General features: G+C 44.7%; 28 protein-coding genes and 1 pseudogene. 14 read left to right on the top strand and 15 right to left on the bottom strand.

The features are described from left to right. From E1963_RS13010 to E1963_RS13000, 3 genes are all read right to left on the bottom strand, one after another. On the bottom strand, nucleotides 1–217 hold a 217-nt coding region (locus E1963_RS13010; protein WP_201272037.1), incomplete at its 3' end, for an integrase DNA-binding domain-containing protein. Nucleotides 218–295: 78 nt separating this feature from the next. Continuing rightward, nucleotides 296–502, bottom strand: a complete 207-nt coding sequence (locus tag E1963_RS13005) for an excisionase (RefSeq protein WP_002341493.1) — start codon at nucleotides 500–502, stop codon at nucleotides 296–298. Nucleotides 503–532: 30 nt separating this feature from the next. Next, nucleotides 533–1,636 (bottom strand): replication initiation factor domain-containing protein, encoded by a 1,104-nt coding sequence (locus E1963_RS13000; protein ID WP_243117718.1) that lies wholly within the window; start codon nucleotides 1,634–1,636, stop codon nucleotides 533–535. Between the two features lie 524 nt (nucleotides 1,637–2,160). On the opposite strand from E1963_RS13000, the gene E1963_RS12995 reads away from it, so the two are divergent. Then, nucleotides 2,161–2,790, top strand: coding sequence for a helix-turn-helix domain-containing protein (locus tag E1963_RS12995; protein WP_434313847.1), 630 nt, complete (start codon nucleotides 2,161–2,163; stop codon nucleotides 2,788–2,790). A gap of 40 nt (nucleotides 2,791–2,830) precedes the next feature. On the opposite strand, the gene E1963_RS12990 is transcribed toward E1963_RS12995, so the two are convergent. Further along, entirely contained in the window at nucleotides 2,831–3,682 is an 852-nt protein-coding gene (locus E1963_RS12990; RefSeq protein ID WP_167482196.1) for a LysR family transcriptional regulator, read from the bottom strand. 141 nt (nucleotides 3,683–3,823) lie between these two features. On the opposite strand from E1963_RS12990, the gene E1963_RS12985 reads away from it, so the two are divergent. Beyond that, nucleotides 3,824–4,339, top strand: a complete 516-nt coding sequence (locus E1963_RS12985) for a DUF4865 family protein (RefSeq protein WP_330570821.1) — start codon at nucleotides 3,824–3,826, stop codon at nucleotides 4,337–4,339. A 94-nt stretch (nucleotides 4,340–4,433) separates the two neighbouring features. Here E1963_RS12985 and E1963_RS12980 read toward each other — a convergent pair whose 3' ends face one another. After that, nucleotides 4,434–4,772, bottom strand: coding sequence for a winged helix-turn-helix transcriptional regulator (locus tag E1963_RS12980; protein ID WP_132278604.1), 339 nt, complete (start codon nucleotides 4,770–4,772; stop codon nucleotides 4,434–4,436). Nucleotides 4,773–4,910: 138 nt separating this feature from the next. Here E1963_RS12980 and E1963_RS12975 point away from each other — a divergent pair, with 138 nt between their 5' ends. Both E1963_RS12975 and E1963_RS12970 read left to right on the top strand, forming a co-directional pair. Beyond that, nucleotides 4,911–5,720 (top strand): amidohydrolase family protein, encoded by an 810-nt coding sequence (locus E1963_RS12975; protein WP_132278602.1) that lies wholly within the window; start codon nucleotides 4,911–4,913, stop codon nucleotides 5,718–5,720. A gap of 73 nt (nucleotides 5,721–5,793) precedes the next feature. Next, nucleotides 5,794–6,195, top strand: coding sequence for a winged helix-turn-helix domain-containing protein (locus tag E1963_RS12970; RefSeq protein WP_243117717.1), 402 nt, complete (start codon nucleotides 5,794–5,796; stop codon nucleotides 6,193–6,195). Nucleotides 6,196–6,252: 57 nt separating this feature from the next. On the opposite strand, the gene E1963_RS12965 is transcribed toward E1963_RS12970, so the two are convergent. Beyond that, entirely contained in the window at nucleotides 6,253–6,609 is a 357-nt protein-coding gene (locus tag E1963_RS12965; protein ID WP_132278588.1) for a MerR family transcriptional regulator, read from the bottom strand. Between the two features lie 85 nt (nucleotides 6,610–6,694). Here E1963_RS12965 and E1963_RS12960 point away from each other — a divergent pair, with 85 nt between their 5' ends. From E1963_RS12960 to E1963_RS12920, 9 genes and pseudogenes are all read left to right on the top strand, one after another. After that, nucleotides 6,695–7,078, top strand: coding sequence for a carboxymuconolactone decarboxylase family protein (locus E1963_RS12960; protein ID WP_132278586.1), 384 nt, complete (start codon nucleotides 6,695–6,697; stop codon nucleotides 7,076–7,078). A 112-nt stretch (nucleotides 7,079–7,190) separates the two neighbouring features. Beyond that, nucleotides 7,191–7,414, top strand: a pseudogene (locus E1963_RS12955) (hypothetical protein). Nucleotides 7,415–7,653: 239 nt separating this feature from the next. Further along, nucleotides 7,654–8,139, top strand: coding sequence for an RNA polymerase sigma factor (locus E1963_RS12950; RefSeq protein ID WP_262201142.1), 486 nt, complete (start codon nucleotides 7,654–7,656; stop codon nucleotides 8,137–8,139). After that, complete coding sequence (locus E1963_RS12945; protein ID WP_132278584.1) at nucleotides 8,078–8,317, top strand: helix-turn-helix domain-containing protein; 240 nt, start codon at nucleotides 8,078–8,080, stop codon at nucleotides 8,315–8,317. The genes E1963_RS12950 and E1963_RS12945 overlap by 62 nt, the downstream gene beginning before the upstream one ends. A 648-nt stretch (nucleotides 8,318–8,965) precedes the next feature. Further along, on the top strand, nucleotides 8,966–11,884 hold the full coding sequence (locus tag E1963_RS12940) for a hypothetical protein (protein ID WP_330570820.1): 2,919 nt from the start codon (nucleotides 8,966–8,968) through the stop codon (nucleotides 11,882–11,884). Between the two features lie 112 nt (nucleotides 11,885–11,996). After that, the gene (gene glgB / locus E1963_RS12935; RefSeq protein WP_132278580.1) at nucleotides 11,997–13,907 is read left to right on the top strand and encodes a 1,4-alpha-glucan branching protein GlgB; all 1,911 of its coding nucleotides are present in this window, start codon (nucleotides 11,997–11,999) and stop codon (nucleotides 13,905–13,907) included. Nucleotides 13,908–13,960: 53 nt separating this feature from the next. Beyond that, entirely contained in the window at nucleotides 13,961–14,245 is a 285-nt protein-coding gene (locus tag E1963_RS12930; protein ID WP_145964188.1) for a hypothetical protein, read from the top strand. Between the two features lie 161 nt (nucleotides 14,246–14,406). Continuing rightward, nucleotides 14,407–15,120 (top strand): response regulator transcription factor, encoded by a 714-nt coding sequence (locus E1963_RS12925; RefSeq protein WP_132278576.1) that lies wholly within the window; start codon nucleotides 14,407–14,409, stop codon nucleotides 15,118–15,120. Next, nucleotides 15,092–16,648 carry a sensor histidine kinase gene (locus E1963_RS12920; protein ID WP_167482195.1) on the top strand — a complete coding sequence of 519 codons (1,557 nt, stop codon included), beginning with the start codon at nucleotides 15,092–15,094 and terminating at the stop codon, nucleotides 16,646–16,648. The genes E1963_RS12925 and E1963_RS12920 overlap by 29 nt, the downstream gene beginning before the upstream one ends. Before the next feature lie 95 nt (nucleotides 16,649–16,743). Here the strand turns inward: E1963_RS12920 and E1963_RS12915 are convergent, their stop codons facing one another. From E1963_RS12915 to E1963_RS12875, 9 genes are read right to left on the bottom strand one after another with little or no spacing between them, the layout of a single operon-like run. Then, nucleotides 16,744–17,361 carry a V-type ATP synthase subunit D gene (locus E1963_RS12915; RefSeq protein WP_049728468.1) on the bottom strand — a complete coding sequence of 206 codons (618 nt, stop codon included), beginning with the start codon at nucleotides 17,359–17,361 and terminating at the stop codon, nucleotides 16,744–16,746. A gap of 13 nt (nucleotides 17,362–17,374) precedes the next feature. Next, nucleotides 17,375–18,757 carry a V-type ATP synthase subunit B gene (locus E1963_RS12910; protein ID WP_132278572.1) on the bottom strand — a complete coding sequence of 461 codons (1,383 nt, stop codon included), beginning with the start codon at nucleotides 18,755–18,757 and terminating at the stop codon, nucleotides 17,375–17,377. 15 nt (nucleotides 18,758–18,772) lie between these two features. After that, a complete protein-coding gene (locus tag E1963_RS12905) occupies nucleotides 18,773–20,539 on the bottom strand; it encodes a V-type ATP synthase subunit A (RefSeq protein WP_132278570.1) in 1,767 nt (588 codons plus the stop codon). Next, nucleotides 20,532–21,119 (bottom strand): V-type ATP synthase subunit E, encoded by a 588-nt coding sequence (locus E1963_RS12900; protein WP_132278568.1) that lies wholly within the window; start codon nucleotides 21,117–21,119, stop codon nucleotides 20,532–20,534. The genes E1963_RS12905 and E1963_RS12900 overlap by 8 nt, the downstream gene beginning before the upstream one ends. 16 nt (nucleotides 21,120–21,135) lie before the next feature. Beyond that, nucleotides 21,136–21,444 carry a V-type ATP synthase subunit F gene (locus E1963_RS12895; RefSeq protein WP_049728472.1) on the bottom strand — a complete coding sequence of 103 codons (309 nt, stop codon included), beginning with the start codon at nucleotides 21,442–21,444 and terminating at the stop codon, nucleotides 21,136–21,138. Between the two features lies 1 nt (nucleotide 21,445). Further along, nucleotides 21,446–21,877: an ATP synthase subunit C gene (locus E1963_RS12890; protein ID WP_132278566.1), complete on the bottom strand. Its 432-nt coding sequence runs from the start codon at nucleotides 21,875–21,877 to the stop codon at nucleotides 21,446–21,448. A gap of 25 nt (nucleotides 21,878–21,902) precedes the next feature. Continuing rightward, nucleotides 21,903–23,843 carry a V-type ATP synthase subunit I gene (locus E1963_RS12885; RefSeq protein ID WP_132278564.1) on the bottom strand — a complete coding sequence of 647 codons (1,941 nt, stop codon included), beginning with the start codon at nucleotides 23,841–23,843 and terminating at the stop codon, nucleotides 21,903–21,905. Then, nucleotides 23,840–24,889, bottom strand: coding sequence for a V0D/AC39 family V-type ATPase subunit (locus E1963_RS12880; protein ID WP_132278562.1), 1,050 nt, complete (start codon nucleotides 24,887–24,889; stop codon nucleotides 23,840–23,842). Before E1963_RS12880 ends, E1963_RS12885 begins: the two co-directional genes overlap by 4 nt. Nucleotides 24,890–24,892: 3 nt before the next feature. Further along, a complete protein-coding gene (locus tag E1963_RS12875; RefSeq protein ID WP_132278560.1) occupies nucleotides 24,893–25,204 on the bottom strand; it encodes a hypothetical protein in 312 nt (103 codons plus the stop codon). A 178-nt stretch (nucleotides 25,205–25,382) separates the two neighbouring features. Between E1963_RS12875 and trmB the strand changes: the two genes are divergently transcribed. Then, nucleotides 25,383–26,039: a tRNA (guanosine(46)-N7)-methyltransferase TrmB gene (gene trmB / locus E1963_RS12870; protein WP_132278558.1), complete on the top strand. Its 657-nt coding sequence runs from the start codon at nucleotides 25,383–25,385 to the stop codon at nucleotides 26,037–26,039. The last annotated feature ends 172 nt before the right edge of the window (nucleotides 26,040–26,211 follow it).

The raw sequence follows: 26,211 nt of genomic DNA, 5'->3' as shown, positions 1-26,211 counted from the left end.
CCTCTATATCCCGTCTTATCTGCTGTTCCAGTTCCCGAAGTGAGGGCTTTTCCCGTTTTCCCTTTGGTGTCGGGTCTGTGGGTGTCAATCTCCAAGCATACACATATTTTGTGTTTCCAAATGCGTCCACATATTTATATAAGTATTTTCCGTCTGTTCGTTGGCTCTCTCCAGTATGCAGGATACGACCTTTGTTATCCCGTCTTTTTTCTTTCATGGTGTCTGCTCCTTTCCCTGTTGGAAAGAGCCTTGATATGACTTGTGTTCATCATAACACATACAAGGCTCATTTGCACTAGATAGCGTCCAATTTGTCAATGACCTGTTCAAACTGTCGGCGTTTAATCTGTATGCGGTTGCCATTCATAATGAGCCAGCCAGCGTCCTTGTTTTCCTCTGCCAATCGTCTTAACTTGTTTTCTCCGATACGGAAATACTTTGACGCTTCTTCAATGGTAAGGGTATATTTTTCCCATACGGGAATATCCTGTGCATTACTCATAAAACACCCCCTCACTTTCGATTACATCTGCTATATCCGTACACATCTGTTCCACAAGCATTTCCTGTTCTTCGGAAAGGTGGGTACATTCATCAATCTTTTCATGTAGTTTGAGCCTGTCAGCCTGTCGATTTCCTCTATCATCACGATTGACGGCATGACCTGTCTTTCCAGCCATTGCAGAGTGCGTTCTATATTGACAGGTACAGGGTTCATTTCAAAAGGTAAACTGTCATGGGAAATGAATATCTCCCACAATGGATAGTCGGGAAATTCCACAAAATCAGTAATGAGGTAAAACACCAGCCCATGAGGGTTATATGTCAATAATAGTTCCTCAACTGCCTGTACTGCTTTTTTGTCACGCAGACGAATTTCAAAACGGTTGATAATATCCGTATGTTTCTTTTTCGTTGCCTGTTCCTTTTGTTTTTCATACAGGCAGAAATATTTCGTGCCTGTCTTTGAGCCGATATAGAGTGTGCCTGCTAAAATACGATTTTTTCCGCTTAGTTTGCCACCTTGCACATTTTCATAGTTTTTACAGCGACAATCAGCACCGCCATTTCTGTATTTTTCAGACAAGACAGGAATATCCAGCAGACCACACATATCATTGATTGCCAAGTCAAAACGTCGGATAACACCACCACAGTCAAGACAACGGTTTAAGAATGAATACCAATCCCTGTTCTGTGCCTGTAAGACGTATTCCATATTGCGTGAGCCTGCTCCTTTTAATTCCAAAAATACGCCCATGTGTTCATCATCAGAAGCCATGACCTTGATTTCCCCGTAGGCGTAATGCTCTTTATAGCCATAATATCCATAGTCATAGTGGATAAAATATTTCGCTTTCATGCCAAGTACCTTTCGGATAACTCCCAATGCGTCAGTCGTTGGGAAACGGACAGACAGATAATCAACGAGCAGATAAAAAGGCTTATCACAGACATAGTAATTCAGACAACGCAGGATAATGTTCTGTGTTTCCTTGCTGGCGTTGGCTTTTCCGTTCTCAAAGCGGTTGATACTATATCTAGATACATGGGTAAGACTTGCCAGCTCTCCTTGTGAAAGACCGCTGGCAAGACGCTTGTTCTTCATTTCAAGTGCAAATTCTAAGTTGTTCATTATATTCCTCCAATCCCACAATAGCCTTGAAATACCTGTAAACTAACTTTCAAAAGGTGTGATATGCACTATCTTCTTAAAACTTCTCATTACGGCTTACAGCTTTGGGGTTGTATGTTTTTTTACTTGTCTTTTGTGAAATAGTGCCCCCCTGTTAGATAACGGGGGCACAGACAAGGCTCGCAGGCTCGCCAGCCGACAAAGCATTTCCGTCCTTTGACGGCAAGCCGTCATGGCGTTGTTGCTGACGCACGCCAGCAGTCCTGCAATGCTTTGTCAGCCAGTCCTGTTTTTGTCTTTTCTGACAAGTTCCATTTCAACCAATATTCATATCTATTGCTTTAATTAGATAGATATTTCTTTTTGAATATTTTTGTATTTCATTCTATTGTGCTTATTCAATTACAAGGACATAGTAATTCTTATATGCTTATTTGTCAACATCTTTTTTTGTCTTTGCAAACTATATTAAGCGTGATAGACTTATAACAGTGAAGATATAACGAGATATGGAGGGTTATGCGATGAAAATAAGCCATTTAGGAAATAATATACAGACCATAAGAAAATTCAGAGGAATGAAACAACAGGAGCTTGCGGACAAAATCGGTATCAATATGCAGAGCCTTTCCAAGATTGAAAGAGGGTTGAATTATCCTGCTTTTGATACGCTGGAAAAGATAATGGAAGTGCTGGACGTAACACCGAACGAATTGTTATCGGGGGAATGGAAATATGTCAATCAAGCAGAAAAGGAAGTCTGCCAGTTTCTAAGAGCGGAAGAACGTTTAAATGCAGAACTGAAACATGGACATTATGATAACTTTTTTGACAGCGAAGAAGAATGGCTGGAATATGAGTTGGAAAAGTTACGGGAATATATTACAGATTACATCAGCGGAAAGAACATAGAAGCGTCTGACCTTTACCCAATCAAAGAATTTATCCAGCATTTGAAGTTTCAAAAAATGTTAGACCGTTATGATGATTTATACAGCATGGATATGTTCGGGGAAAGCACAGAGGGACACAAGTATAAAACACCTTACTATGCTGTAAAAAGGATAAATCCAAATTCAAAAGAAGATATGGAACTGTTATCGCAGTTTGAGCTAGTGCTACATAAAGATAATAACTGGAAGATTGTAGGATAACATAGTAAAAGGCAGATACACCGTGTCGTGGTTATCTGCCTTAGTTGTTATCTATTTTAAATTGTTTTTTTAGAATGTCCTTTAAAGCAAAATATTCTGATGGAAGCTTATTCATAGCAATCCACATATGAATTGATGTATATTGCAAATCTTCAATATAGAAGCTATTGATATTTTGTTTATCTGCTAAAATATATTTTGGTAATAATGATATTCCACCGCCCATAGCAACGGTATTAAGAATTGCTTCTACAGTATCTAATTCAATTATCATTGGTGATTTCGATTGATGTAAGTTCCACCAATCCAAAAGAGCTTTTCTGTAGGGGCAGGACTTGATATTATTTATGATAATTGGATATGTAAAAATATCATTTATGGAATTGCAGGAGCATGGAGTTGCCAGCATTAAATTGTCTTGAAATTCCAAAATCTGCTTACCTTGTGTAATATTGTGGGTACTGTTAGTGATTATAAAATCTAATAGTCCATTAGATAGACTCTGGTCTAATTCGTCTTGATTTAGTGTGGAAACTGACAATGACACATTTGGAAACTGTTTTTGATATTCAATGATACATTTGGGCAATAAATAACCAGCTATTGTCTGGGTTGTGCCAATTTTTAAAGTTTTAGGATTGTTCTGAAAAGATTGTAAGGTCTTATCGAGTAAAGAGATTATCTTTTCTGCTTGATACAGTAATTTTTCTCCATCTTTTGTGAGGGTTACGCCTTTGCTATGGCGAATGAATAGTGTCGTGTTTAATTCACCTTCCAGTTTTTTGATATGTGCAGTTATATTAGATTGAACATACCCCATGTTTTCCGCAGACTTCGATATAGATTTTGTACGAGCTACTTCCCTAAATATTCTAAGTTCCAGACTTTCCATAGTAGTTCCTCCGCTATCATTTGAAATGATATCTATCATCATTAACAACTATTATACACACAACGAGCTGATATGTATAATTAAATTGTGAAAAATATGTAGATTAGCTGTTGAAGAAAGAAGGAAAAAATAATGATTGCTATGCAATATAAGATTTTACTGCCAGATGACTATGACATGAACATAATTAGACAACGAGTATCTGTTAATGGATATAAAACGGATGGTTTTCAGGATTTATTATTTAAAGCATACCTTATAGCCGAAAAAGTTGATTCCACAAAAAGCTGTAATGAGTATTCTCCGCTCTATATGTGGAAAGAGAATGGCGGTATGAACAAGTTCATTTTTGAAGGTTACTATGATAATATTCTAAGTTCGTTTGGCTGGCAAAAAATAAATATAGGTATTCCAATGACGTGTCGTTTGGAGAAAGACTTTAATCGGTCAAAATTTGCTCTTGAAATTGAACATGAAGTTACGCCAATACAACAAATGAAAGCTATAAACTTTTCATTAGATATTGACGATTGTACAGGAAAGGTGCTGATATACAATCCAGACAAATGGAAATATGTAGAATACTATTTCTATAAAGATATGCCTATTGAAAAAACTGTTGGAAGAATTTATAAAGTATTACATTTATCACAATAAATAGTAAGAAATATCAAAAATATATGGCTGTCAATAAATGAAAAAATTACGTTTAGTTCTCTTTCGTGAGATTTACACGCAATCTTCTAAAATATTATGGCATGTTTAATGATTGTGAGTATTGTGTTCCCCAATCACAAAGTGCCTTTAAAACAGGTTCAAGCGTCAGCCCTATATCGGTAAATGTATACTCAACCTTGGGGGGAACTTCTGGATATACAGTTCTCTTAATAATTTGCTGTTCTTCCAGCTCTTTCAGCTGGTCTGTCAACGTCTTTGTGGTAATGTTTCCCAATGACCGTTGCAGTTCATTAAAGCGAATTACTTTTTTGTTGTATATATTCCATAGGATTTGCAATTTCCACTTACCACTTAGAACATTGATTCCTAATGCCATAGGGCAAATATTATTTGTCGTAATAGACTTAGCCATTATATCGTTTCCTTTCTGTTGAGGTACATATCAAAAAAGATACCTTATATCAAAATTGTGCGTACTTGTTCTAAATTTTGGAACATGGTACATTTTTATTATAACAAAAGTGTCAATACGAAGAAAGGATGATTTTACATGATTATTGATAGCCACCAACATTTAATGTTGCCTACAGATTTACAGTTAGAAAAATTAACGGAAGCAGGGGTTGATAAAGCGATTTTATTTTGCTCCGCACCACACCCAGAGCGTGCCAGTACATTATCCGAATTGAAAGAGGAAATGAGCGTTTTATATAAGGTATTAGCTGGTGGAAATAGCAAGGAAGCAAATTTGCAACGCATGAAACAAAATATTGAAGATTTGAAAGAAGTATTAACAGCATATCCCAACAAGTTTTATGGATTTGGTTCCGTTCCTCTTGAACTAACAGTAGCAGAAACCGAAAAATGGATTGCAGAACACATTGTTGCAAATGCATTAAAGGGCATTGGTGAATTTACCCCTGGCTCTATAGAACAGGTTCAACAATTAGAGCCAATATTTCAAGCATTGAGAAAATTTCCATATTTGCCAATATGGGTTCATACGTTCAATCCTGTCACTTTGGATGGAATAAAAATACTAATGTCGCTGGCAAAAAAATACCCAAAAACACCAGTGATTTTCGGGCATTTAGGCGGTTATCACTGGGTGGAAGTTGTTGAATTTGCAAAAGAAACGAAAAATGTATATTTAGACCTGTCGGGTACATTTTCTTCTTTAGCCGTAAAGATAGCAGTGACAGAATTACCCGATAGATGTTTATTTAGTTCTGACGCACCATATGGAGAACCAAAGCTAAACAGACAAGTCATTGAATATGTCAGCCCAACAAAGGAAATATCAGATAAAGTGCTGGGAGGTAATGCAATTCGATTACTTTCTAATGTCGGTGTACAATAGTTGATGTACATTGCAGAAAAACGATAAAACTTTAAAATATATGTGATAAAGGTGGTGATATTATGGGAAAATATTGATTGCTGAATTTACAGAAAATGAGGACGCTATTTTTCAACAGACCGTGGAATGGCTGTCCTCTAAGCTTACTTACATTCCTGCTTCTTTTAGTCAGCGGAAAAAAGGATTTGATATAGACCCATTTACCCGTACCTTTACCAACGAATGGGGAACGCCTATATATTTGACTGCTAAAGAGTTTGACTTGTTGTATTTTCTGTATTCATATAAAGGACAGGTATTCACAAAAGACCAGCTATACGAAAATGTGTGGGGCTATGAAAATGCGCCAGAGGGAAACAATCTAACATCATTCGTGCGGAAATTGAGAAAGAAAATTGAACCAGACCCAGACAATCCGCAGTACATACTTACCGTCTGGGGTGTAGGCTATAAATTCAGCAAAGAAAAACCGTAGCTGTAATTCACTGTCAAGTGATCTACAGACTACAGTTTTTATATTTAGTCTGGAAAATTACTTTTTAGTGATAGAATTTTCGTAAAACATAATTTTATTGTCAAGATTATCCAGATATTCTTTCCATTTTGTTTGCTGTTCAAGCACATATTTCCTGTGCTTTTTAAGCATTGATAAACGCTCTGGCATGGTAACATCTCCCCCGTATCTAAGATTTGAGTATTTTTTAATATCTTTTAATAACATGCCTGTATCCTTTAAGCGTTGAATAAATTTTACCCATTCAATATCACTTTCTTCATAGATACGTCTGCCGACACTGTCTCTTTTTACACGTATCAATCCTTTTTTTTCATAATATCGCAAAGTATATTCACTGATATTTGTTGCTTTTGAGATTTCTCCAATCGTCATAAAATCACTCCTAAAAAAGTCCTTGACTTACAGTATAGTCTAAGTAATACGCTTATATTGTAATCATTTAAGGAGGTAAAATCAAATGAAAAAAACACGATTTGATAATGGAATGGAACAGTTAAAGGCTATCGATGGAGTTGGAGGTGAGAACGTAATAAAATCATTGCAAGATATTTCACCCGATTTAGGAAAATTCATTGTAGAATTTGCTTTTGGAGATATTTACACCAGACAAGCTTTAAATTTACAAGAACGAGAATTGGTAACAATATCCAGTCTTCTAACTGCTGGTAGCTGTGAACCTCAATTAGAAGTGCATATCAATGGCTCACTAAATGTAGGTATAGCTCCGCAGAAAGTGATAGAAACATTTTTACAGTGTATTCCATACACTGGTTTCCCAAAGGTATTAAATGCTGTGACAGTAGCAAAAAAAGTTTTTAAAGAAAGAAATATTCATCTTTAATGTTTCAATCATTAAAGAAAATTGATGAGTTTAATAAAGGTTTTATAGAACCAACCATCAACAAAGAGGAAATCAGAAGATTAGCTTATATAGTGAATAAAAAGGAGTATTTTTGATGAATTTAAAAAAACGGGATATTAAAAAAGTCTTGAAAGCTGGTGCTAAGGCTGGTGGTATGTCATGGCTGACGTTCGGGCTAATATAGAAGCTACTATTGACGAAGCTATGAACAGTACAGACCCAGAGGTGCAGGCAAATTTCAAGAAGTATTTCGGAAATAAACGCGCTACACCAGAAGAATATATTTATATCTTTATCAAAAAGACGAAAGTTTAGAATGGTACAATCGCTTTAAGGGGGATTGTGTATGAAGTGTTTTAAGCAATTTACCAAAAACTCAAGAACAACTTAACAGCAATCCATGCACTACTACAACTAAATATTTTAATATCTTAGCTCATACAGACTATATGTTTTGTGTGGGCTTTTTTCTTGCTCTCTTTTCCGTATTTTCCAAAGGTATAGACGGTATTTCCGTTTATATATTTCAGCGTTTGCGGAAAGGGGGTGAGATTATGAACACATCTTCTTTTGAGCATATCGTTAGAATACAGTTTAATGCTTTGATAATGACTGTTATCAAACGTACAGTAAAAAGCAAGAAAAGACAGTTTGCAAGACGTTCTAAGCGTGAAGTTTTGTTCTGTGAATTGTCAGATATGAAACAGCTTGAATGTGGAACAACAGATAACTATTCTTGTGATTATATTTCTTTTGAAGTCTTGAATAATACAATCCAAGTATCAAATGAGAAACTTGCTGTTGCTTTACATAAGTTATCAGAGAAACAGCGTGATGTAATCTTATTACGCTATTTTCAAGGCATGAGTGACCAAGAAATTGCAGAATTGTATCATGTATCACGTTCTGCTATTTATCGCAGAAGAAGTAACGGATTGAAGAAACTAAAAGCATTATTGAAAGAAAGGAATAGAACCAATGAGAAAAGAATATGGCTATCCCACATTAGAAGTAATATGCAAAGCGTCTGCTGGAAGTGAAACCGCAATAAAGGAAATTTTGAAATTCTATGACGCTTATATCTGTAAATTATGCTTGCGTACTTTTTACTACTCTGAAAGTGGTAAAATCACTATGCAGGTTGATGAAGAATTAAAAGGTCAAATTTATACAGAAATGATGAAAGCAATCTTGAAATTTGAAATCAGAGTGAAGTAATCATATTACACGAATAAAAAACGGGAGATACACAGATATTTGTGCTATCTCCCATATTGATTTCAGTGTCATATCAAGGCTCATTGAATCGTGGTAAATTCGTGGTAAAATGAGTATTTTCCTATACTTCAAAGTGCTTGAAAGTATAGTGTTTATGCGGATAATCAAAAAATAGATATAAAATTTAATATCAAAAAATATCAGCAATAGAAAAAAGACCGTACATCAGACTTATCATATAAGAATTGTTAGACAGTCTGGCGCACGGTGGTGTGAGAGGTCGAAATTTCCTCATCGGAGGAAATTTCTCCTACTCGATTACTATAGAAGAGTTCTTTCCTAATGTAATAAAAAACCCCCCGGGCGATACGTGCTGCGGCGGCCAGCCGCAGTCGGAGAATGTGATCAGGCACAATCTCTATCACGTATATGCGTTGATTTGAGCAATAGTAAGGAATATTTTACCACTTCTTAGTTTTGTAATGTTTTGTAACATATAATTAATATTTTTTATGCTTATATTTTGACATTGATATTGGCTTATGATAAACTTATATCAGTGAATTATGGAGTATTATAGCATAAACTTTCGAAAGTTAAGAAACACAGGAGAGGAATAGTATAAAAAATATTATTGAGGTGAGAACTTTGGATAAATACGAATATCGTGTAAAAACAGAGCAGATGCTCGAATATATGGAGAAGAAGCAATATAAAAAAGCGATGGAAATAGCTGATACCGTGGATTGGAGAAGGGTGAAGAATGCAGCCATGCTCAATACGGTCAGTGAAATATATGAATCTAACGGAGAGTATCAGAAGAGCAGGGACATATTGTTCGTAGCATATGACAGGTCTCCGGGGAGCAGGAAGATCGTATACCGGCTCGGAACGCTGGCCCTTAAGATTAATGATATCGAAGAAGCCTCAGACTGCTATGAGGAGTTTGTAAAGCTTGCGCCTAAGGACCCTAACCAGTACATATTAAAATACAAGATCCTTAAGGTCCAGAAAGCGCCTTATGAAGACCAGATTGCGGCGCTTGAAGATTTTAAGAAGTCAGAGTATGTCGAAAAATGGGCGTATGAACTTGCCCTGTTATATCACGAGGCAGGGATGACGGCGGAGTGTCTGGAAGAATGCGATGACCTGATACTGTGGTTCAGTGAAGGGAAATACGTGTACCAGGCTATGGAGCTTAAGATGAAGTATAAGCCGCTGACCCCGCTGCAGCAGGAGAAGTATGACAGCCGCCCCGGAGTGGCAAAGAAGCCTATGGTTAATAAGGCGGCAACGGAGGCGCCGGTGAGAAGCACCCGTGTCACCGCAGCGGAACCGGGGGAAGAGGAGATACCGGAAGAAGCAGCCAGTGAGCCGGAAGAAGAGATGCCGCTGCCTGCAATTCAACCTACAGTGCAAGATATGACAACAGAAGTACCGGCAATGGATGAGGTGCTGAAGGCTGTAGAAGAGGAGATGGATGTTCCGTCAGATGAGACGCGCAGGATACCGGTAGAAGAGCTGGAAGAACTGGAAGAGCTCCAGAACCGCCAGAAATCACCGATTACGAAGATAGTCAAAGGAGCAACGCTCCAGGAGGCTCTGGCAAATGGCGTGAAAGTTGCCAGCGGTATTGATATCGAAGAAAAAGCGATGGCTGAGAAGACGGAAGAATTACGTATAACGGGCCAGATGCGTATAGAAGAGATTCTGCAGGAATGGGAAGCAAAGCAGAAGGACCATGCAGAGGCGATAGAAAAGCAGAAGCAGGAAGATGTAGAACGCATCAGCAAAGAAAGAGAAGAAGCCAGAAAGCGCAGAGAAGCGGAACGCAGAGAAGTAGAAAGGAAGGCGGCGGAAGCCGAAGCCGCCCGCAAAGCCGCGGAGGAAGAGGCGGCAAGGAAGGCAGCAGAAGAAGAGGCTGCGAAGAAGGCGGCGGAAGAGGAAGCAGCCAGGAAAGCAGCAGAAGCTGAGGCAGCCAGAAAGGCGGCGGAAGAAGAAGCATTCCGCAAAGCAGAGGAAGAAGCAGCTAAAAGACGAGCAGCGGAAGAGGCTAAAAAGGCGGAAGCCGAAGCCGCCCGCAAAGCCGCGGAGGAAGAAGCGGCAAGGAAGGCAGCGGAAGAAGAGGCTGCGAGGAAAGCGGCGGAAGAAGAGGCAGCCCGCAAAGCAGAAGAATCAGCAGCAAAAGAGAAGGCCAAGAAGACGGTTCCAAGTATGACAGAGGATATCAGACAGCTTATGGAAGAGCTGGAACACGGTGTTGCTGAGCCGGAGCCGGAAGAAGAGACGGATTACTACGAAGAAGAGGATGATGAACCGTTAGAAAATATGGGCAGCCTTGTAGAAGAGCTTCAGATGGAAGATGTCCCGGAAGAGGAAGATGACTTTGAGGACGATTTTGGAAGCGGATTCGATGAGGATGATTTTGATGATGACTTCGGAGCCGGAGATGCTGATGAGGACAGCTTTGACGACGAAGACGGATATGAAGATGATTTCGACGATGCAGAAGACTTTGACGAAGACGATTTTGACGAAGAGGACTACGAAGAGGGCGACTTTGAAAGCGAAGACGATCTTGACGAAGAGGACTTCGGAGACAGCTATGACGAAGATGATTTCTTCGACGATGACGAGACGGAGACAGACGAACCGGAAGAGGAAGAGCTTGTGATTGAGGAGCCTTCTGAGGAGGAGATTCAGAAGCGCATCAAAAAGTCCAAAGGCGGAGGTGTCCCGTTCGACACTGGTTTTGTCGTGACAGGACGTTATGATTTGAGCGCGACGAGCGAGATTGGCCTGAAGGCAGGACTTACAGAGGAACAGAAAAAATTGTTTTCCTATTTCGTTCCCGTCAGAGGTATGAGCGAGCAGATTGTCGAAGTGCTGGACAATGACAGAAGAGCACAGCGTGAAGGGACATCCAAGACAGGAAACCTGATGGTGATAGGGCGCAAGGGGTCTGGAAAGACTGTACTGGCGGTGGATATCGTGAAAGCGATTCAGAAGCAGAGGAACCTGAAACAGGGCAAGGTAGCAATAGTGACGGGTGAATCCCTGAACAAGAAAGAACTGTCCAATATTATCCAGAAGCTGCGCGGCGGGGCGATTATCATAGAGAAGGCCGGAAAGCTGAACTCACGAACTGTGAAGGAATTGGATTATCTGATGGAGAAGAAGACAGGAGAGCTTCTATTTGTACTGGAAGACCAGAGGAAGCCGCTTGAGAGGATTCTCACGGCCAATCCGGAATTCAGAAAGAAGTTCACTTCCAGGCTGGAACTTCCGGTATTCATCAATGATGAGCTTGTGACATTCGGCCAGACATATGCCAAGGAGAACGGCTATAAGCTTGACGAGATGGGAATCCTTGCACTGTACAGCAGGATAGATGTTATGCAGAGGGAAGACCATGCAGTTACCGTGGCGGAGGTCAAGGAGATTATGGATGAGGCGATATCGCATTCCCAGAAGGCTAACGTGAAGCACCTTGCCAGAAGAGTGTTCGGAAAGAGCACAGACGATTCTGACAGGATCATATTAAAGGAAGAAGATTTCAGGATTTAAGAAGATAAAAGAAAGGGTTTTGACAAGGCAACATTTGTCAAAACCCTTTCTTTTTATGCCTGTCTAAAGTATAATATACGTAAATAAAGACAGGAATGCGAGGGGTGACGGTATGGCAGAAAAAAGAAAGAGATCATATGAGATTGGAGAACTGGACCACTATCTCTTTGGACAGGGAAACCATTATGAAATCTATAAAAAGCTGGGGGCGCACAAGGTGACCAGGGGCAAGAAGACGGGCGCATATTTCGCCGTATGGGCGCCTCATGCCAAAGCGGTGACAGTTGTGGGGGAATTCAATGACTGGGATATGGAAGCGAACCCCATGGAGAGAGGAGAACCGCTTGGCATATATACATGCTTCATTCCCGGCGTAAAGGAAGGCGAGATGTACAAGTTCTGTATAGAGACCTATTCCGGGCAGCATATCTTTAAAGCAGACCCCTATGCCAATTATGCTGAGCTGAGGCCGGGAACTGCTTCACGGATAGCAGATATAACAGGCTTAAAGTGGACGGACGAAATCTGGATGGAGAAGCGTGCCAAGTGGGACCACAGGGAGGAACCGTTGTCCATATATGAGGTCCATATCGGTTCCTGGAAGCGCCACCTTGGACGGGAAGATGAAGGGTTCTATACGTACCGGGAATTCGCTAAAGAAATTGCAAAGTATGTAAAGGACATGGGGTATACGCATGTTGAGCTGATGGGGATAGCGGAGCACCCGTTCGACGGCTCCTGGGGCTACCAGGTGACAGGATACTTTGCCCCGACGTCACGATATGGGACGCCGCAGGATTTCGCCTGGATGATCAATTACCTGCACAAGAACAAAATCGGCGTCATACTCGATTGGGTGCCGGCCCATTTCCCGCGTGACGCACACGGGCTGGCTGATTTTGACGGGACACCGACTTATGAATATGCGGATCCGAAGAAAGGGGAGCATCCGGACTGGGGGACGAAGATATTTGATTACGGGAAGAATGAAGTGCGCAATTTCCTCATCTCAAATGCACTGTTCTGGATTGAACAATATCATGTGGACGGCCTGCGCGTCGATGCGGTAGCGTCCATGCTCTACCTCGACTATGGGAAGCAGGATGGACAATGGGTGGCCAATAAGTATGGCGGCAATAAGAACCTCGAGGCGATCGACTTCTTCAAGCATCTGAATTCCGTCGTGCTAGGCAGAAATCCTGGCGCGATGATGATAGCGGAAGAATCTACGGCCTGGCCGAAGGTGACGGGAGATGTAGAAGAGGACGGGCTTGGGTTCAGCCTGAAATGGAATATGGGATGGATGCATGACTTCACGGAGTATATGAAGCTGGATCCGATCTACAGGAAATGTGCCCATAACCAGATGACTTTTGCTATGAGCTATGCATACAGCGAGAACTATATCCTTGTGCTCTCCCATGATGAAGTGGTCCACCTGAAGTGTTCCATGCTCAACAAGATGCCGGGCATCGGCGGGGATAAATATGCCAATCTGAAAGCAGGCTATGCGTTCATGATGGGCCATGCAGGGAAGAAGCTCCTGTTCATGGGCCAGGAATTCGCGCAGCTGCGTGAGTGGAGCGAAGAGAGAGAGCTTGACTGGTATCTGCTCGCAGAGGAGGAACATCTCCAGATGCAGAACTGGGTCAGGGACCTGCTTCATCTGTACAAGCGCAATAAAGCCATGTATGAGATGGACAGTTCGTGGGAAGGGTTCGAGTGGATTAATGCGGACGATGCGGAGAGGAGTATCTTCAGCTTTGTAAGACACTCAAGAGACTGCAAGAAGAATCTGCTGTTCGTCTGCAATTTCACGCCGGTCGGGCGGGAGGACTACCGGGTCGGCGTACCGAAGAGAAAGCAGTATAAGCTTATACTTAACAGTGATGACGCCGAATATGGCGGAACCGGGGAAGAAAGGCCACTCGTATATAAGGCGGCCAAGTCCGAATGCGACGGAAGGCCATACTCCTTTGCATACAATCTGCCCGCGTACGGGGTGGCAGTATTCGAGTTCTGACATGAACGTGGCCGGGCCGGTCATAGAATGTGCTGCTGGCCGCTGTATTGCTTTTGACTGCCTGCAGCGGAAGTCCGCCTGATGAAAGCCGCCTGCAGGAAATAAAGGATAAGGTAGAAGGCGACGGCCAGGAAGAAGAGACGGCAGAGCCGGAAGAAATGATGGACGGCGCAAGTGAAGACACGGGGGACTCCGGTAGTAGGGAGAGCGGGAATAAAACAGATGAGGCGGCAGCCCCCGCACAGGAACCGGAAGTTCCGGAGAAGATAACGTGCCCGACGTGTGGCGGCACAGGTTCATCCCTCTGTACGCTGTTCGGAGGAACCGGAGGACGATAGAAGAGAAATATGCAGATGCTTTCAAACCTCTGTTCAGCAAGCACTGGACAGAGGTTTTTTCTGTTCTCTCTAAAACTTAAAGAATTTGTTAGAAATATAAAGAAAAATAATTAGAATTTCCTGTTACCATGATAATACAGTAAGGAATGAAGCGGAGGAAGATGATGGAACAGTTACAGTATACGGTATTGGTGGTGGATGATGATAAAGAGATCGTCAGGTCGCTCGGCAAACTTCTGGAGCTGGAAGGATATGACGTGCTCAGGGCTTATAATGGGATGGAGGCGTTAGATCTGCTTGTCACGGATAAAGTACATCTGATCATACTGGATGTGATGATGCCCCGGCTAAACGGCCTGTCGGCCCTCATGAAGATTCGGGAGAAGAACAATATACCGGTTATCATGCTGTCGGCGAAAACGGAAGAGAGCGATAAGGTCATCGGCCTGTCCATGGGAGCCGATGATTATGTGACAAAGCCATACAACACCGCAGAACTGATGGCACGCGTCAAGTCGCAGCTAAGAAGATATTTTGCCCTCGGCGCGGCCACGCAGGCTGATTCCAGATCTGTCCTGAAGACCGGCGGCCTCGTGCTCGACAAGAACACGAAGCAGGTGACGGTTGACGGTGAGCAGGCGCAGCTGACAGCCACGGAATATAAGATACTGGAGTTCCTGATGGAACATCCGGGGTACGTATTTCCGGCAGAGCAGATATACAGCAGTGTCTGGCAGGAGGATGTCTATGCCGGTGAGAAGACGGTCATGGTACATATCCGCAGAATCCGGGAGAAGATAGAGATAACTCCGAAGAATCCAAAATACTTAAAGGTGGTGTGGGGAATTGGCTACAAGATTGAAAAATATGACTAACAGAGGAAGGGCGTCGCTTGCACTGTATCTTGCATCGGCAGCAGGAACTGCCGCCTGCTCGGGAGTGTATGTATCAGCCAGGGGGCTTGGCGGATGGGGGGCTAATCAGCAGTTCAAGATATTATACTTTCTTTTTCTCTCTCTCTTCATAATCGCGGTATCCGTGTTCTTTCACTTTTACCCGGCAAAAGAATGGAAGGATATGAAGAGATGGAAGATAGACACTATCGGTGCAGAGGTGCTGGCGGCAGGGCTGCTGCTAGACCTGTGGGTCTGGTTTATGGGAATCCATACATCCATTATGGACGGAACTTTATTTTACGGCATTCGGATCGTATCATACGGCATGATACTCGTGACGTGCGTGCTGTTCTACTTTCCGGTGGCGCTTATCGGCGCAGGCTGTGTCGTACTGATAAGCAGGAGGGTGCTCCAGGGAACATTGAAAAAGTCGTCTGTCATATATGACGCTGTTCAGATAAGGAGATCGTCCATGGCCTTTGAGAAGGCGATGCGGGAAAACGGCAGGGCATCCTTCATCATTGTCACGGTATGTCTGGCGGGGACCGTCGGTGTTGTCTGGAATAGCGGGCTGCAGTGGGGAGATCCGATTGGGGTCGTTCTAATTACCGGCCTGGCTGCGGTCTCATATGTATGTTATGTTAAAAGCTTTAGAAATAACAAGGTATATAAAGATACTGCATGCTTGCTGCGGCAGATAGATGAGATGGCGGACGGTGAATTGAATGCACAGGCAATCGAGGAAGAGGAGTCGCTGCTCTATGAAGGCTCGCAGAAGCTCAGCAGTATCGGGGCAAACCTCAGGCGCATTATGGAAAAGCAGATGCAGTCGGAACGGATGAAGATTGATCTGATAACAAATGTGTCCCATGACTTGAAGACACCTCTTACTTCAATGGTCGGTTATATAGACCTGCTCAAGAAAGAAAAGCTGGGCGAGGAGGCAAAAGATTATGTCGAGATCCTTGCATTGAAGCAGGAACAGCTAAAAGATATGATTCAGGATATCTTTGACCTGTCAAAATCTACAAGCGGGGAAGTCAATCTGGAACTGGAAGAACTGGATATGAAGAAGCTTCTCGAACAGATGCTTGGAGACATGGAAGACGCAGTCGTCAAAAGCGGCATGGTCATCCGTGAAAGAGTGGACGACAAAAGCCTTAATATAGTAGGGGACGGGAAGAAGCTCTACCGCGTGCTTCAGAATATCATAAGCAATGCGCTTAAATATTCCCTGAAAGGGACGAGGATATATATCGATGCCGGGAGGGAAGGGAACCAGATATATGTATCTGTCAAGAATACGGCCTCTTATGAGATGGATTTCAGCCCGGAGGAAATCATGGAGCGGTTCAGCCGTGGGGACAGATCACGCAACACAGAAGGGCACGGACTCGGGCTTGCAATTGCGGAAAGCTTTACAAAGAATATGGGAGGCAGCCTGTCGGTGGAGATAGACGGAGACCAGTTCAAGGTAAAGGTAATGTTTGAAGCGCTTCAGGCATGAAAGGCAGCAAAAATGAACAGTAGACGATAGAAAAGTGCAAAAAATAGGGAGGGCGCCGCTTAACCATCTAATCAGATGATTTTGCGGCACCCTCTTTATTTCGACTGCATCTTCTTGATGACCTTCAATCTTGTAAATTCTTCCCGTTCCTTCTCCTCGAGGGCATTTGTTATCGTATATACGAGGTTGCTGTACATCGGGATAGTTATATTTTTTAAGGCGTTAGCCCGTTTCTGCGTCTTCTTGATATTGGTGGCCAGACGATAAGCCGCGTTTTCTACCATGGACAGCTTGATCGTCAGCTCCTTTACATCCCGGAATGCCTCACGGACGATATCGATAGATTCATACGTGGTGCTGAAGGAATACGTCAGGTCGTTCTGCTTGGCGTCATATTTGACATACGGAATCTCTGTTCCCATGATGCTTCGTGTCTGGATGCGGATGGAATCTTCTATGGGAACGGTGAAAGCAAGCTGCTGTACCATGCTGATCCCATGCTCGATATTGGCCCGCTGCAGGCAGGCATATGCCCGTGTAAAGGTGGAGTCGATCTCTTCCTGTATATCCTTGGCCTCGTCAATCAAGCCCATCAGCTCTTTGAGAAGTATATTCCGTTTCTTGTCCATCAGATCGTAGCCCTGGTGGGCAAGCGCCAGGGAGTTCTTTGCAAGCATCAGGTTGCCTTTGGTCGGAAATTCCCGCGGATCCATATGATTCCCCCCTTTATTCTGCCTGTTGCGTGTAGTATTTGTCTATAATCTTCGTGTCGATACGGTCCAGCTCTTCTTTTGGAAGCAGTGCCAGAAGCTTCCAGCCAAGGTCGAGCGTCTCCATCATGGAGCGGTTCTCCGCAGGACCCTGCCCGATATAGTGGTGTTCAAACTCTTCGCCGAACTTCAGATACTGCTTATCAATAGGAGAGAGCTCATCTTCACCGATGACGGATGCCAGATTTCTGGCCTCGCCGACTTTGGCATAGGCGGAAAACAGCTGGTTGGCCAGACCCTGATGGTCTTCCCGCGTGTATCCGGCTCCGATGCCGTCCTTCATAAGCCGGGACAGAGAAGGGAGGATGCTTATCGGAGGATAGATGGCCTGACCGTGCAGGCTCCGTTCGAGCACGACCTGGCCTTCGGTGATGTACCCGGTGAGGTCCGGAATCGGATGCGTGATGTCATCATTGGGCATCGTCAGGATCGGAAGCTGTGTCACGGAGCCATTGGCCCCTTCAATAATGCCCGCCCGCTCGTAGATGGTAGCCAGCTCGCTGTACAGATAGCCGGGGTATCCTTTACGGGAAGGTATCTCACCCTTTGAAGACGAGACCTCACGCATGGCTTCTGCAAAAGAGGTCATGTCTGTCAGGATAACGAGAATGTGCATATTCAGTTCGAAAGCAAGGTATTCCGCCACTGTGAGGGCTACCTTCGGCGTGATAAGACGCTCCACGACCGGGTCGTTCGCCAGGTTGAGGAACATGCATACATGATCTGCAACGCCGCTTTCTTCAAACGTTTTCTGGAAAAAGTCCGCAACGTCATGCTTGACGCCCATCGCGCCGAACACGACAGCAAACTGTTCATCTGAATGATCTCCGAGCGATGCCTGCTTTACTATCTGGGCGGCCAGCTGGTCGTGCGGCAGGCCGTTGCCGGAAAATATCGGGAGCTTCTGCCCCCGGATCAGCGTGGTCAGCCCGTCAATCGCTGAGATTCCGGTCCGGATATAGTTGCGGGGGTATTCCCTGCGGACCGGATTCAGAGGGAGGCCGTTGACGTCCCTCATATCATCTGAAACGATGGGGCCAAGCCCGTCTATAGGCTGGCCGATACCGTTGAAGGTACGTCCGAGCATATCGGGAGATACCGCAACCTCCATCGGATGGCCGGTCAGCTTCGTATGGGTATTCTTAAGGGACATATTTTCCGTTCCTTCAAACACCTGGATGACGGCCCTGTCTTCATAGAGTTCTACGATACGTCCCATTTTCCTCGTATTGCTGTCAATGACGAACTCCACGATTTCATCAAAGAAGGCATCCTGAACGCCTTCCAATACGACGAGAGGGCCATTGACGCTGCTCAGTCCAAGATATTCTATTCCCATTGTGAACCCCCTCCTTTATGCGTTCTTTTCCAGAACTCTGTTATAAAAATTATCAATGTCAATCTTATACATGTCGAGCATCTGTATGTTGTTGTTCGGGACATCATATTTGACGGCAATGACCTTTTCAAATATGTTCTCCGCTTTCAGCACAGACATCGGCATGCCCATGGCTACGAGCTTCCGGCAGGTCTTATACAGATAGAGGATGACATCCATCATCTTGAACTGCTTTTCCATGGATACGCAGGTGTCATCCTTGTGAAATGCATTCTGCTGCAGGAATCCGAGACGGATGACCTTGGCGATTTCCAGAATGAGCTTCTGGTCGTCGGGCAGGACGTCGCCGCCGATGAGCTTTACAATCTCCATCAGGCTGCTCTCCTGGTTGAGAAGGGCCATCATCCGGTTACGGTAATCTACAAATTTGGGTGACACGTTGTCCGAATACCATCCGCTCAGGTCATTCAGATACTCGCTGTAGCTTGTGAGCCAGTGGATAGCCGGAAAATGCCGGGAATATGCCAACGATTTGTCAAGCCCCCAGAAGCAGCGGACGAAACGTTTCGTGTTCTGGGTGACCGGTTCGGAGAAATCTCCGCCCTGGGGGGATACCGCGCCGATGATCGATACAGAACCCATGTTGCCGTTGAGCGTCTGCATCATGCCGGCCCGCTCATAAAAAGCAGACAGCCGGGAGGCCAGATATGCCGGGAAGCCTTCCTCGGCAGGCATCTCTTCGAGACGTCCGGATAGTTCCCTCAAAGCTTCCGCCCAACGGGAGGTGGAGTCTGCCATAATGGCGACGTCATAGCCCATGTCCCGGTAATATTCGGCAAGCGTAAGCCCTGTATAGATAGAAGCTTCACGTGCGGCCACCGGCATATTGGACGTGTTGGCGATAAGCGTGGTCCTGTCCATAAGAGGGTTTCCTGACTTGGGGTCGACGAGTTCGCCAAACTCTTCCAGAACCTGGGTCATCTCATTGCCACGCTCTCCACAGCCGATATATATGATAATGTCCGCATCGGACCATTTCGCAATCTGATGCTGCGTCATCGTCTTTCCGGTACCGAATCCTCCCGGTATGGCGGCAGTCCCGCCTTTGGCGATAGGGAACATCGTGTCGAGGATCCGCTGGCCTGTGATGAGAGGAACGCTGGCCGGATAGCGGTGATGAACCGGCCGGGGTACGCGGATAGGCCAATACTGTGTCATGGATAAATCCTTCTTCGTCCCGTCTGCCAGCTCCAACGTAACAAGCGTATCGCCGATCGTATAGGTTCCGTCGGGGACGACGGATACTACTTTGCCGGAGATGTCGGGGGGAACCATGCATTTATGCTTGATCGCGCGTGTCTCGGGGACCTCTGCGATAATGGTGCCGCCCTGTACGATGTCGCCTTCTGCGACGGTGATATGCGTATCCCATAATCGATCGGTATCCAGCGCGTTGACGCTCACTCCACGCGTTACGAAAGCACCGCCGGTGTCCGCAATCCGTTCGAGAGGCCGTTCGATGCCGTCGAATATATTGTCCAGGATGCCCGGGGCAAGCGTGACAGACACGGCAGAACCTGTGGCTTCTACCTTTTCTCCCGGTTTCAGTCCGGAAGTCTCTTCATACACCTGGATGGTAGTCAGATCCTTGTCGAGGGCGATGACTTCGCCGACCAGCTTCTCATCCCCGACGTGCACCATCTCCGACATCTTGAAATCGGTCTTTCCTTTCAGATAGATGACGGGACCGTTGATGCCGTAGATTGTTCCAGTATTATTCAATTCCCGCACCTCCCTTGAATGAGAATTTGTGGTATTCATTATCGATGGCTCCTTTAAACGCGTGGTCGATCAGGATGTTGCGTCCCGGAATGACAGCCCGTATGCCGCCGATGAAGTCTTCCTTGCTCACGGTCAGGGTCATTCCTGTATGCTCCTGCAGATAAGCCATCTTATCCTCATCGGACGGGTTGAGGTAAAGTGTCATCGTTTCGCCATTTGCATATCTGGCGGCACTTTCAATATATGCGATAAGAAGCCGTTTATAATCATCCGTCTTCATATAGCCGTCAACCAGCCTGAGGACTTCGTCGAAAAGCTTGTTCTTAAGCTCTCCCTGCGTCCTGCTGAGATCTCTTTTCAATTCGAGCTGGGCTTTGGAGGCTGCCATATTCAGCTGCTGCCTGGCGTTGGTAGCCTCTGCCTTGAGCCGGGTTTCGGATTGGCGGACGGCCTCTGCGCGATGTTGTTCAAAAACGCTTTGAAGCGCCTCTTCATGCTGCTTTATGATTGCATTTCCCTGCGCCCTGGCCTCTTCCATGGCAGCAGACTGTAAATGTGATATTTTTTCTTCTAACGTCACGCGGGTCACCTTCTTTTTATAATTTCAAGCCGATAGCTTCATTTACGTAAGATGTGATAAAATCTTTTTTACGTCCGGTTCCGTGTCTGTCAGGAATCTCGATGAGCAGCGGCATCGTACGCTCCAGCTTAATCTCATCAATCAGGTCGGGGAACTCTCTCCCGAACTTCTCGGTCAGAAGGATGATGCCTACCGTGCTGTCATTCATGGCATCTTCGATGGCCTCACGGAGTTCGTTCCTCTCATGTACGACCACTCCGTCTACGCCGGCCAGCCGCATTCCTGTCAGAGTATCGATATTATCACTGATCAGATACATCTTCATATTACAGTTTACCTAAGATCATGAAGGAGATGATAAGCCCGTACAGGCAGACACCTTCTGCAAGACCTACGAAGATAAGTGATTTGCCGAGTGCGCTGGAATCCTCGCTGATAGCACCGAGGGCTGCGCTTGCGGCGCTTGCTACGGCAATACCCCCGCCGACACATGACAAACCGGTTGAGAGTGCAGCGGCAAGATAACCGAATCCAGTGGCATTAGAAGCAGCAGCAGCGGTATCGGCTGCGACAGCCGTATTGCCGCCGAACATCATGATAGCTGCGATGATAAACGTTCCAAAATAGAAGAATACGTTGGTGCCGACCGCCCTTTTATAACGTTTCTTGTTCTTTTCTCCAATCAGGTAGTAACCGAAAGGAATAATGATGCTGAGCACCAGCGCTGCGACTAATAATAACTTTACTGTTAATGACATGATTTTTCTCCTCCTTGGATATGGATTAATTTTTATCTTGTTTTTTATGATTATTGAATGGTTTAAATTCACGTCCGCTGCCCTTATAGAAACGGCTGAACATTTCATAATATTCCAGACGGAGCACCTGGATGCCTACAATGAGCCCTTCCAGACCACATACGACCAGATTGCCGATTACGACGACAATCCAGTTCGGCGAACCTTCCTGCGCGCCTGAGAGCATCAGCACTACTTCCATGATTGCCGCATGGCTCACAGCAAAAGCACCGATCCGGACGAAAGAGAGCGTGTTGGAAAAGTAGCTCAGGAGCGTCTCGAACAGTTCAAAGAACCCTTGCACGAGAAACATGCCTTTGCTTGTCTCCAGCTTCTTGTGGTTGCGCTCGGCCAGGTTGGTGAGCGGTTCCTTGAATATAAATACGAGCATAGGTATTCCGAGGAATACCGCCATCAGTATATTGCCGGGAACTTGATGCCCCGTCATATAAAGTACGATTGTGAATACTATAAATCCGTAAAAAACAAGCCCTGCTATGCCGTTGTTGGAAAACCAGATGTTTTCCGTATCCTTTGCCCGGATGGCATTGAGGATGTGGAAGATTATGGACAGGATATTCAGGCCCATACCAAAGGCGATCGCTACGATGAACACAGTGTTGAGCTGTCCGATAAACGGCAGGCTGGTCATGGCTTCCATCGGCCGCAGCCAGCGCGCCTGTATCATGTCTTCAAACCCGAATACGCTGCCAAACATAAATCCGAAAAAGGCTGAGAAAAGGCCTGCTACGGATATGATGCCCGCCAGATTGATGTTCTTCAGCTTGTAGAGGAGCCCTCCAATCACGAACAGGCACAGCCCTTGTCCGACATCTCCGAACATGGCGCCGAAGATGAAGGTGTAGGTGAGTGCCACGAATACGGTAGGATCCATCTCATTGGAAGAGGGGAGGCCATACATACGGATGAACATTTCAAATGGCTTGAAGAACCTGGGATTCTTAAGCTTTGTGGGAGGGGCGCCGAAAAACTTCTCCCGGTCTTCCTCTACGACGACAAATACTTTGTCGTCCCCTTCGGATTCTCTCAGAAAAGCTTCCACATCATCCACGCCCATCCAGCCACAGAGTATATAGTAATCCTCTTTGTTGTCATCAACACGGGCCGCCATCTTGCGCACGTCAAAGTTATTGGACAGCTCCTCCAGCCGCTTGCGTGCTCCGAGAAGCTGGCTTGCCTGATTGTTCAGAAGGTCCTGTATGCTTTTGTCAATCTCTGCAATACGATCATCCAGATCTGAGATATCCTCTTCCAGGCTGTCATATGCGACAGAAGGCGTTCCGATATACTCGTCTGATATGGTGATACGTTCAAAATGCAGCGAGTTAAAGACTGAATCAACTCTGCTTGTTTCAGCGTTGGCTACAAAGTAGCACCCGTATACGTAATTCTCGTCTCTTGTGCCCTCCAGGAAAATGGCATTCAGGTCTTCAAACAGATATTTCTCCAGTTTCCGGTAATAATCTATGCCGATTCTTCCAAAACGAAGCTGCATATACCTATAATGGAGAACCTTGTGCAAGTCAAAATCCAGTGGCCTGAAGGGTTCTAATACATGCAGCTTTTCCAGCAGTTCATCTTTATTTTTTTTCAGCAGCTCCTTTTTTTCCTGCAGTTCGAGATAGTCGTGGTTGAGTCCTCGTATCAGAGTGGTGATAGCATCTGTAGAGAGAGACGTATCGGCAGGAATATTGGAGACAGATAGCTTGGAAGTGAATTCTTCTGCCTTGGCCAGCGGTTCTTTATAAGGATTCATCTCCACGAACGGCAGAAGATTGTCGGTCGTCTTAAGCTCTGTGACCGCGTTCTCCAGCTGCATCTCATATTTAGACAGATAGACGTCACATACGCGGTCGATGTCGGTACGCGGTCCGCTGATGCTCAAAAACTTCATCTTTACAATCATTGAATTACACCTCCCAGGTATCCTAACGTCTCTCTTGAAGATAAGCCATAACGTATGCATTCAAGGGCAGTCGTCAGTTTATATATCTCTTCTTCCTTCAGGAACAGATAAGTTGTGATAGTCGCAATCGAATACGGATTGCCGCGCCGGTCCGACAGGTACAGGTGCATCAGGCATTCTTTGTACATCTGCTCGATCGTCTTGCTGTCGTGGATGTTATATTTCCGCGCATAATAAGTGCCTTCAAGCAAGTGCTCGAATTCCTCCAGGGTTGGAGCCTCAACCAGCGCTTTGAATTCATCGATACGCAGGCGGTAGTGGTTCGGTATTGTCAGTGAATATATATCGGGCGGAAGCATATGGTAATACTTCTTGGCGCGGTATATCCACTGTATGTTAAGCAGATCCATATTCGTACCGCAGTCTCTGGTATAGATTTCCAGCTCTTTCTTGTTCGTCAATATCTGCTTTCTCTTTTTCCACACCGTGGAAAAGTAGTACAGTTCCAGTGCCAGGTCATAGTCGAACAGAGTGGCGGAATTAGAATCCCGCAGCCTCCGCAGGGGTGCGTAATATTCTGTCGACTGCAGATTGTCGACAAGTTCGGCGATAGTCCTGGATGTGATGAGCTTATCGATACGGATCTGCGAATATTTATCAAAAAACTCTTTTTTATAATTCAGGTCAAACGGCTTCTCATAATGATTAAACACAATCCGGAAACAGTAGTTGATCAAGTCAACTTCGTATTTCTTCAGATAGAGTTTCAGGAACTTCTTCTGTTCCAGCCCTGCAAAGCGGAAGATTCTTGTGTAGTCATCATAGAGAGACTGGTAGAGTATCTTCTCTACATGCCGCCTGTGGTACAGTGACACATCCATCTGATTCATTAATTCTGCGTAGGCGGGCCTCTCTTTCAAGTAGGAGATGATTTCGGGAACGCTCCTGAGCGAAGCGATATTTTCAAAATCCTGCCTTGTAAGGAGCTTTGCCTGCATGGCCCGCACTTTTGTTACGATGCCGCTGTATGCCATAAGATTGCCCATGTTCTACACCTCAGTTATACGTTTTAGGATTTCCTGTGCATAAGCAGTATGGTTTTCCTCATATTCTTTCTCTAATGCGTCTATCGTCGCCTTGTTCTTCTGCCGCTGTGCCTCCAGTATCCTGTCGACTTTCTCGGTGGCCTCGGCGCGGATGCGCTCCAGCTTCTTCTGCGTGTCAGCTTCCAGGTCTTTATCAAACTTGTCACGCCGAGCCTGTATCTGCTGCTCAATATTGAATTTCTGAGCCTCTGCATGGTCTACGATTGCTTCAGCAGTCGTCTCGATGTCTGATAATTTCTCCACAATAGAGTCCATACTACGCCTCCGTTTCTACTTACTGTCTGATAAGTATAATTTGTATTATATGTTAATAATACACTTATTTTTCTAAATTACCATAGTAAAAATAAACAAATTGAAAAATAAACACTAATTGACTTTTCTATAGGAAATAGATAGACTAAATAGAAGCAGAAAAGGAGGAGGCAGATATATGCGATTGAGAAATATACCACGTGCAGAAAGCGTGCTGAAAGGATGCAGGGAAGTGATAGATGAGCCTGCTCTCTACAGGGGAAGCTGGAACGACGTGTTTGGCAATGAGAATCCTATATACATTGAAATCGGAATGGGCAAGGGGAAGTTTCTGCTGGCGATGGCAGAGCGGTATCCGGAAAGGAATTTTATTGGAATCGAACGGTATTCAAGCGTGCTTCTGCGGGCCGTTGAAAAGTATATGGAGCCTGAGGGTGGTGCAATCCGTAATATCCGATTCATCTGTATGGATGCTGCGGACATAGCCGATGTATTTGCCCAGGGGGAAGTCTCTGGCATATACCTGAACTTTTCAGATCCGTGGCCGAAGGCAAGACATGCAAGAAGGAGGCTTACATCCAAGGAATATCTGTACAGATATGATAAGATAGCTGCGGATGGTGCAGTGCTTGAATTTAAAACGGACAACCGGGGGCTGTTCGGCTTTTCTATAGAGGAGATCAAGGAATGCAGCAGGTGGGAACTGGGAAAATATACATCAGACCTGCACGACGATGAGGATATGAACAGCGGAAATGTCATGACGGAATACGAGGAGAAGTTCTCCTCAGAAGGCAACCCTATCTGCAAGTTGAGGGCCGTCAGGAAAGCATAGGGCAGTTGCTGCATATAATATAAAGAAGAATAATGGTCAGGATGTGAGCATGTGGGACGTGGAAAGAAAGGATTGAAACATAAACTATGTGAAATCACTTACCGCAAAAGAAATTTAAATGAGAAACTTGCCTGTATAAAAAAATCACTGGATGAGGTGTGCAGAATATTGA

Source organism: Extibacter muris (genome assembly GCF_004345005.1).
Taxonomy (GTDB): Bacteria; Bacillota; Clostridia; order Lachnospirales; family Lachnospiraceae; genus Extibacter; species Extibacter muris.
The sequence above is the reverse complement of the archived record's forward strand: the minus strand, read 5'-3'. Positions and strand labels throughout refer to the sequence as shown.

Bases quoted from the DNA above. Each gene is read 5' to 3' on its own strand.
- glgB (WP_132278580.1), top strand. From the start codon at position 11,997: ATGGCAGAAAAAAGAAAGAGATCATATGAGATTGGAGAACTGGACCAC.
- E1963_RS12925 (WP_132278576.1), top strand. From the start codon at position 14,407: ATGATGGAACAGTTACAGTATACGGTATTGGTGGTGGATGATGATAAA.
- E1963_RS12875 (WP_132278560.1), bottom strand. From the start codon at position 25,204: ATGGACTCTATTGTGGAGAAATTATCAGACATCGAGACGACTGCTGAA.
- E1963_RS12990 (WP_167482196.1), bottom strand. From the start codon at position 3,682: ATGGAAAGTCTGGAACTTAGAATATTTAGGGAAGTAGCTCGTACAAAA.
- E1963_RS12995 (WP_434313847.1), top strand. From the start codon at position 2,161: ATGAAAATAAGCCATTTAGGAAATAATATACAGACCATAAGAAAATTC.
- E1963_RS12910 (WP_132278572.1), bottom strand. From the start codon at position 18,757: ATGGGAATAGAATATCTTGGACTGAGCAGCGTCAATGGCCCTCTCGTC.
- E1963_RS12895 (WP_049728472.1), bottom strand. From the start codon at position 21,444: ATGAAGATGTATCTGATCAGTGATAATATCGATACTCTGACAGGAATG.
- E1963_RS12950 (WP_262201142.1), top strand. From the start codon at position 7,654: ATGAACACATCTTCTTTTGAGCATATCGTTAGAATACAGTTTAATGCT.
- E1963_RS12880 (WP_132278562.1), bottom strand. From the start codon at position 24,889: ATGGGCAATCTTATGGCATACAGCGGCATCGTAACAAAAGTGCGGGCC.
- E1963_RS12985 (WP_330570821.1), top strand. From the start codon at position 3,824: ATGCAATATAAGATTTTACTGCCAGATGACTATGACATGAACATAATT.
- E1963_RS12885 (WP_132278564.1), bottom strand. From the start codon at position 23,843: ATGATTGTAAAGATGAAGTTTTTGAGCATCAGCGGACCGCGTACCGAC.
- E1963_RS12980 (WP_132278604.1), bottom strand. From the start codon at position 4,772: ATGGCTAAGTCTATTACGACAAATAATATTTGCCCTATGGCATTAGGA.
- E1963_RS12975 (WP_132278602.1), top strand. From the start codon at position 4,911: ATGATTATTGATAGCCACCAACATTTAATGTTGCCTACAGATTTACAG.
- trmB (WP_132278558.1), top strand. From the start codon at position 25,383: ATGCGATTGAGAAATATACCACGTGCAGAAAGCGTGCTGAAAGGATGC.
- E1963_RS13000 (WP_243117718.1), bottom strand. From the start codon at position 1,636: ATGAACAACTTAGAATTTGCACTTGAAATGAAGAACAAGCGTCTTGCC.
- E1963_RS12945 (WP_132278584.1), top strand. From the start codon at position 8,078: ATGAGAAAAGAATATGGCTATCCCACATTAGAAGTAATATGCAAAGCG.
- E1963_RS12890 (WP_132278566.1), bottom strand. From the start codon at position 21,877: ATGTCATTAACAGTAAAGTTATTATTAGTCGCAGCGCTGGTGCTCAGC.
- E1963_RS13005 (WP_002341493.1), bottom strand. From the start codon at position 502: ATGAGTAATGCACAGGATATTCCCGTATGGGAAAAATATACCCTTACC.
- E1963_RS12960 (WP_132278586.1), top strand. From the start codon at position 6,695: ATGAAAAAAACACGATTTGATAATGGAATGGAACAGTTAAAGGCTATC.
- E1963_RS12915 (WP_049728468.1), bottom strand. From the start codon at position 17,361: ATGGATCCGCGGGAATTTCCGACCAAAGGCAACCTGATGCTTGCAAAG.
- E1963_RS12965 (WP_132278588.1), bottom strand. From the start codon at position 6,609: ATGACGATTGGAGAAATCTCAAAAGCAACAAATATCAGTGAATATACT.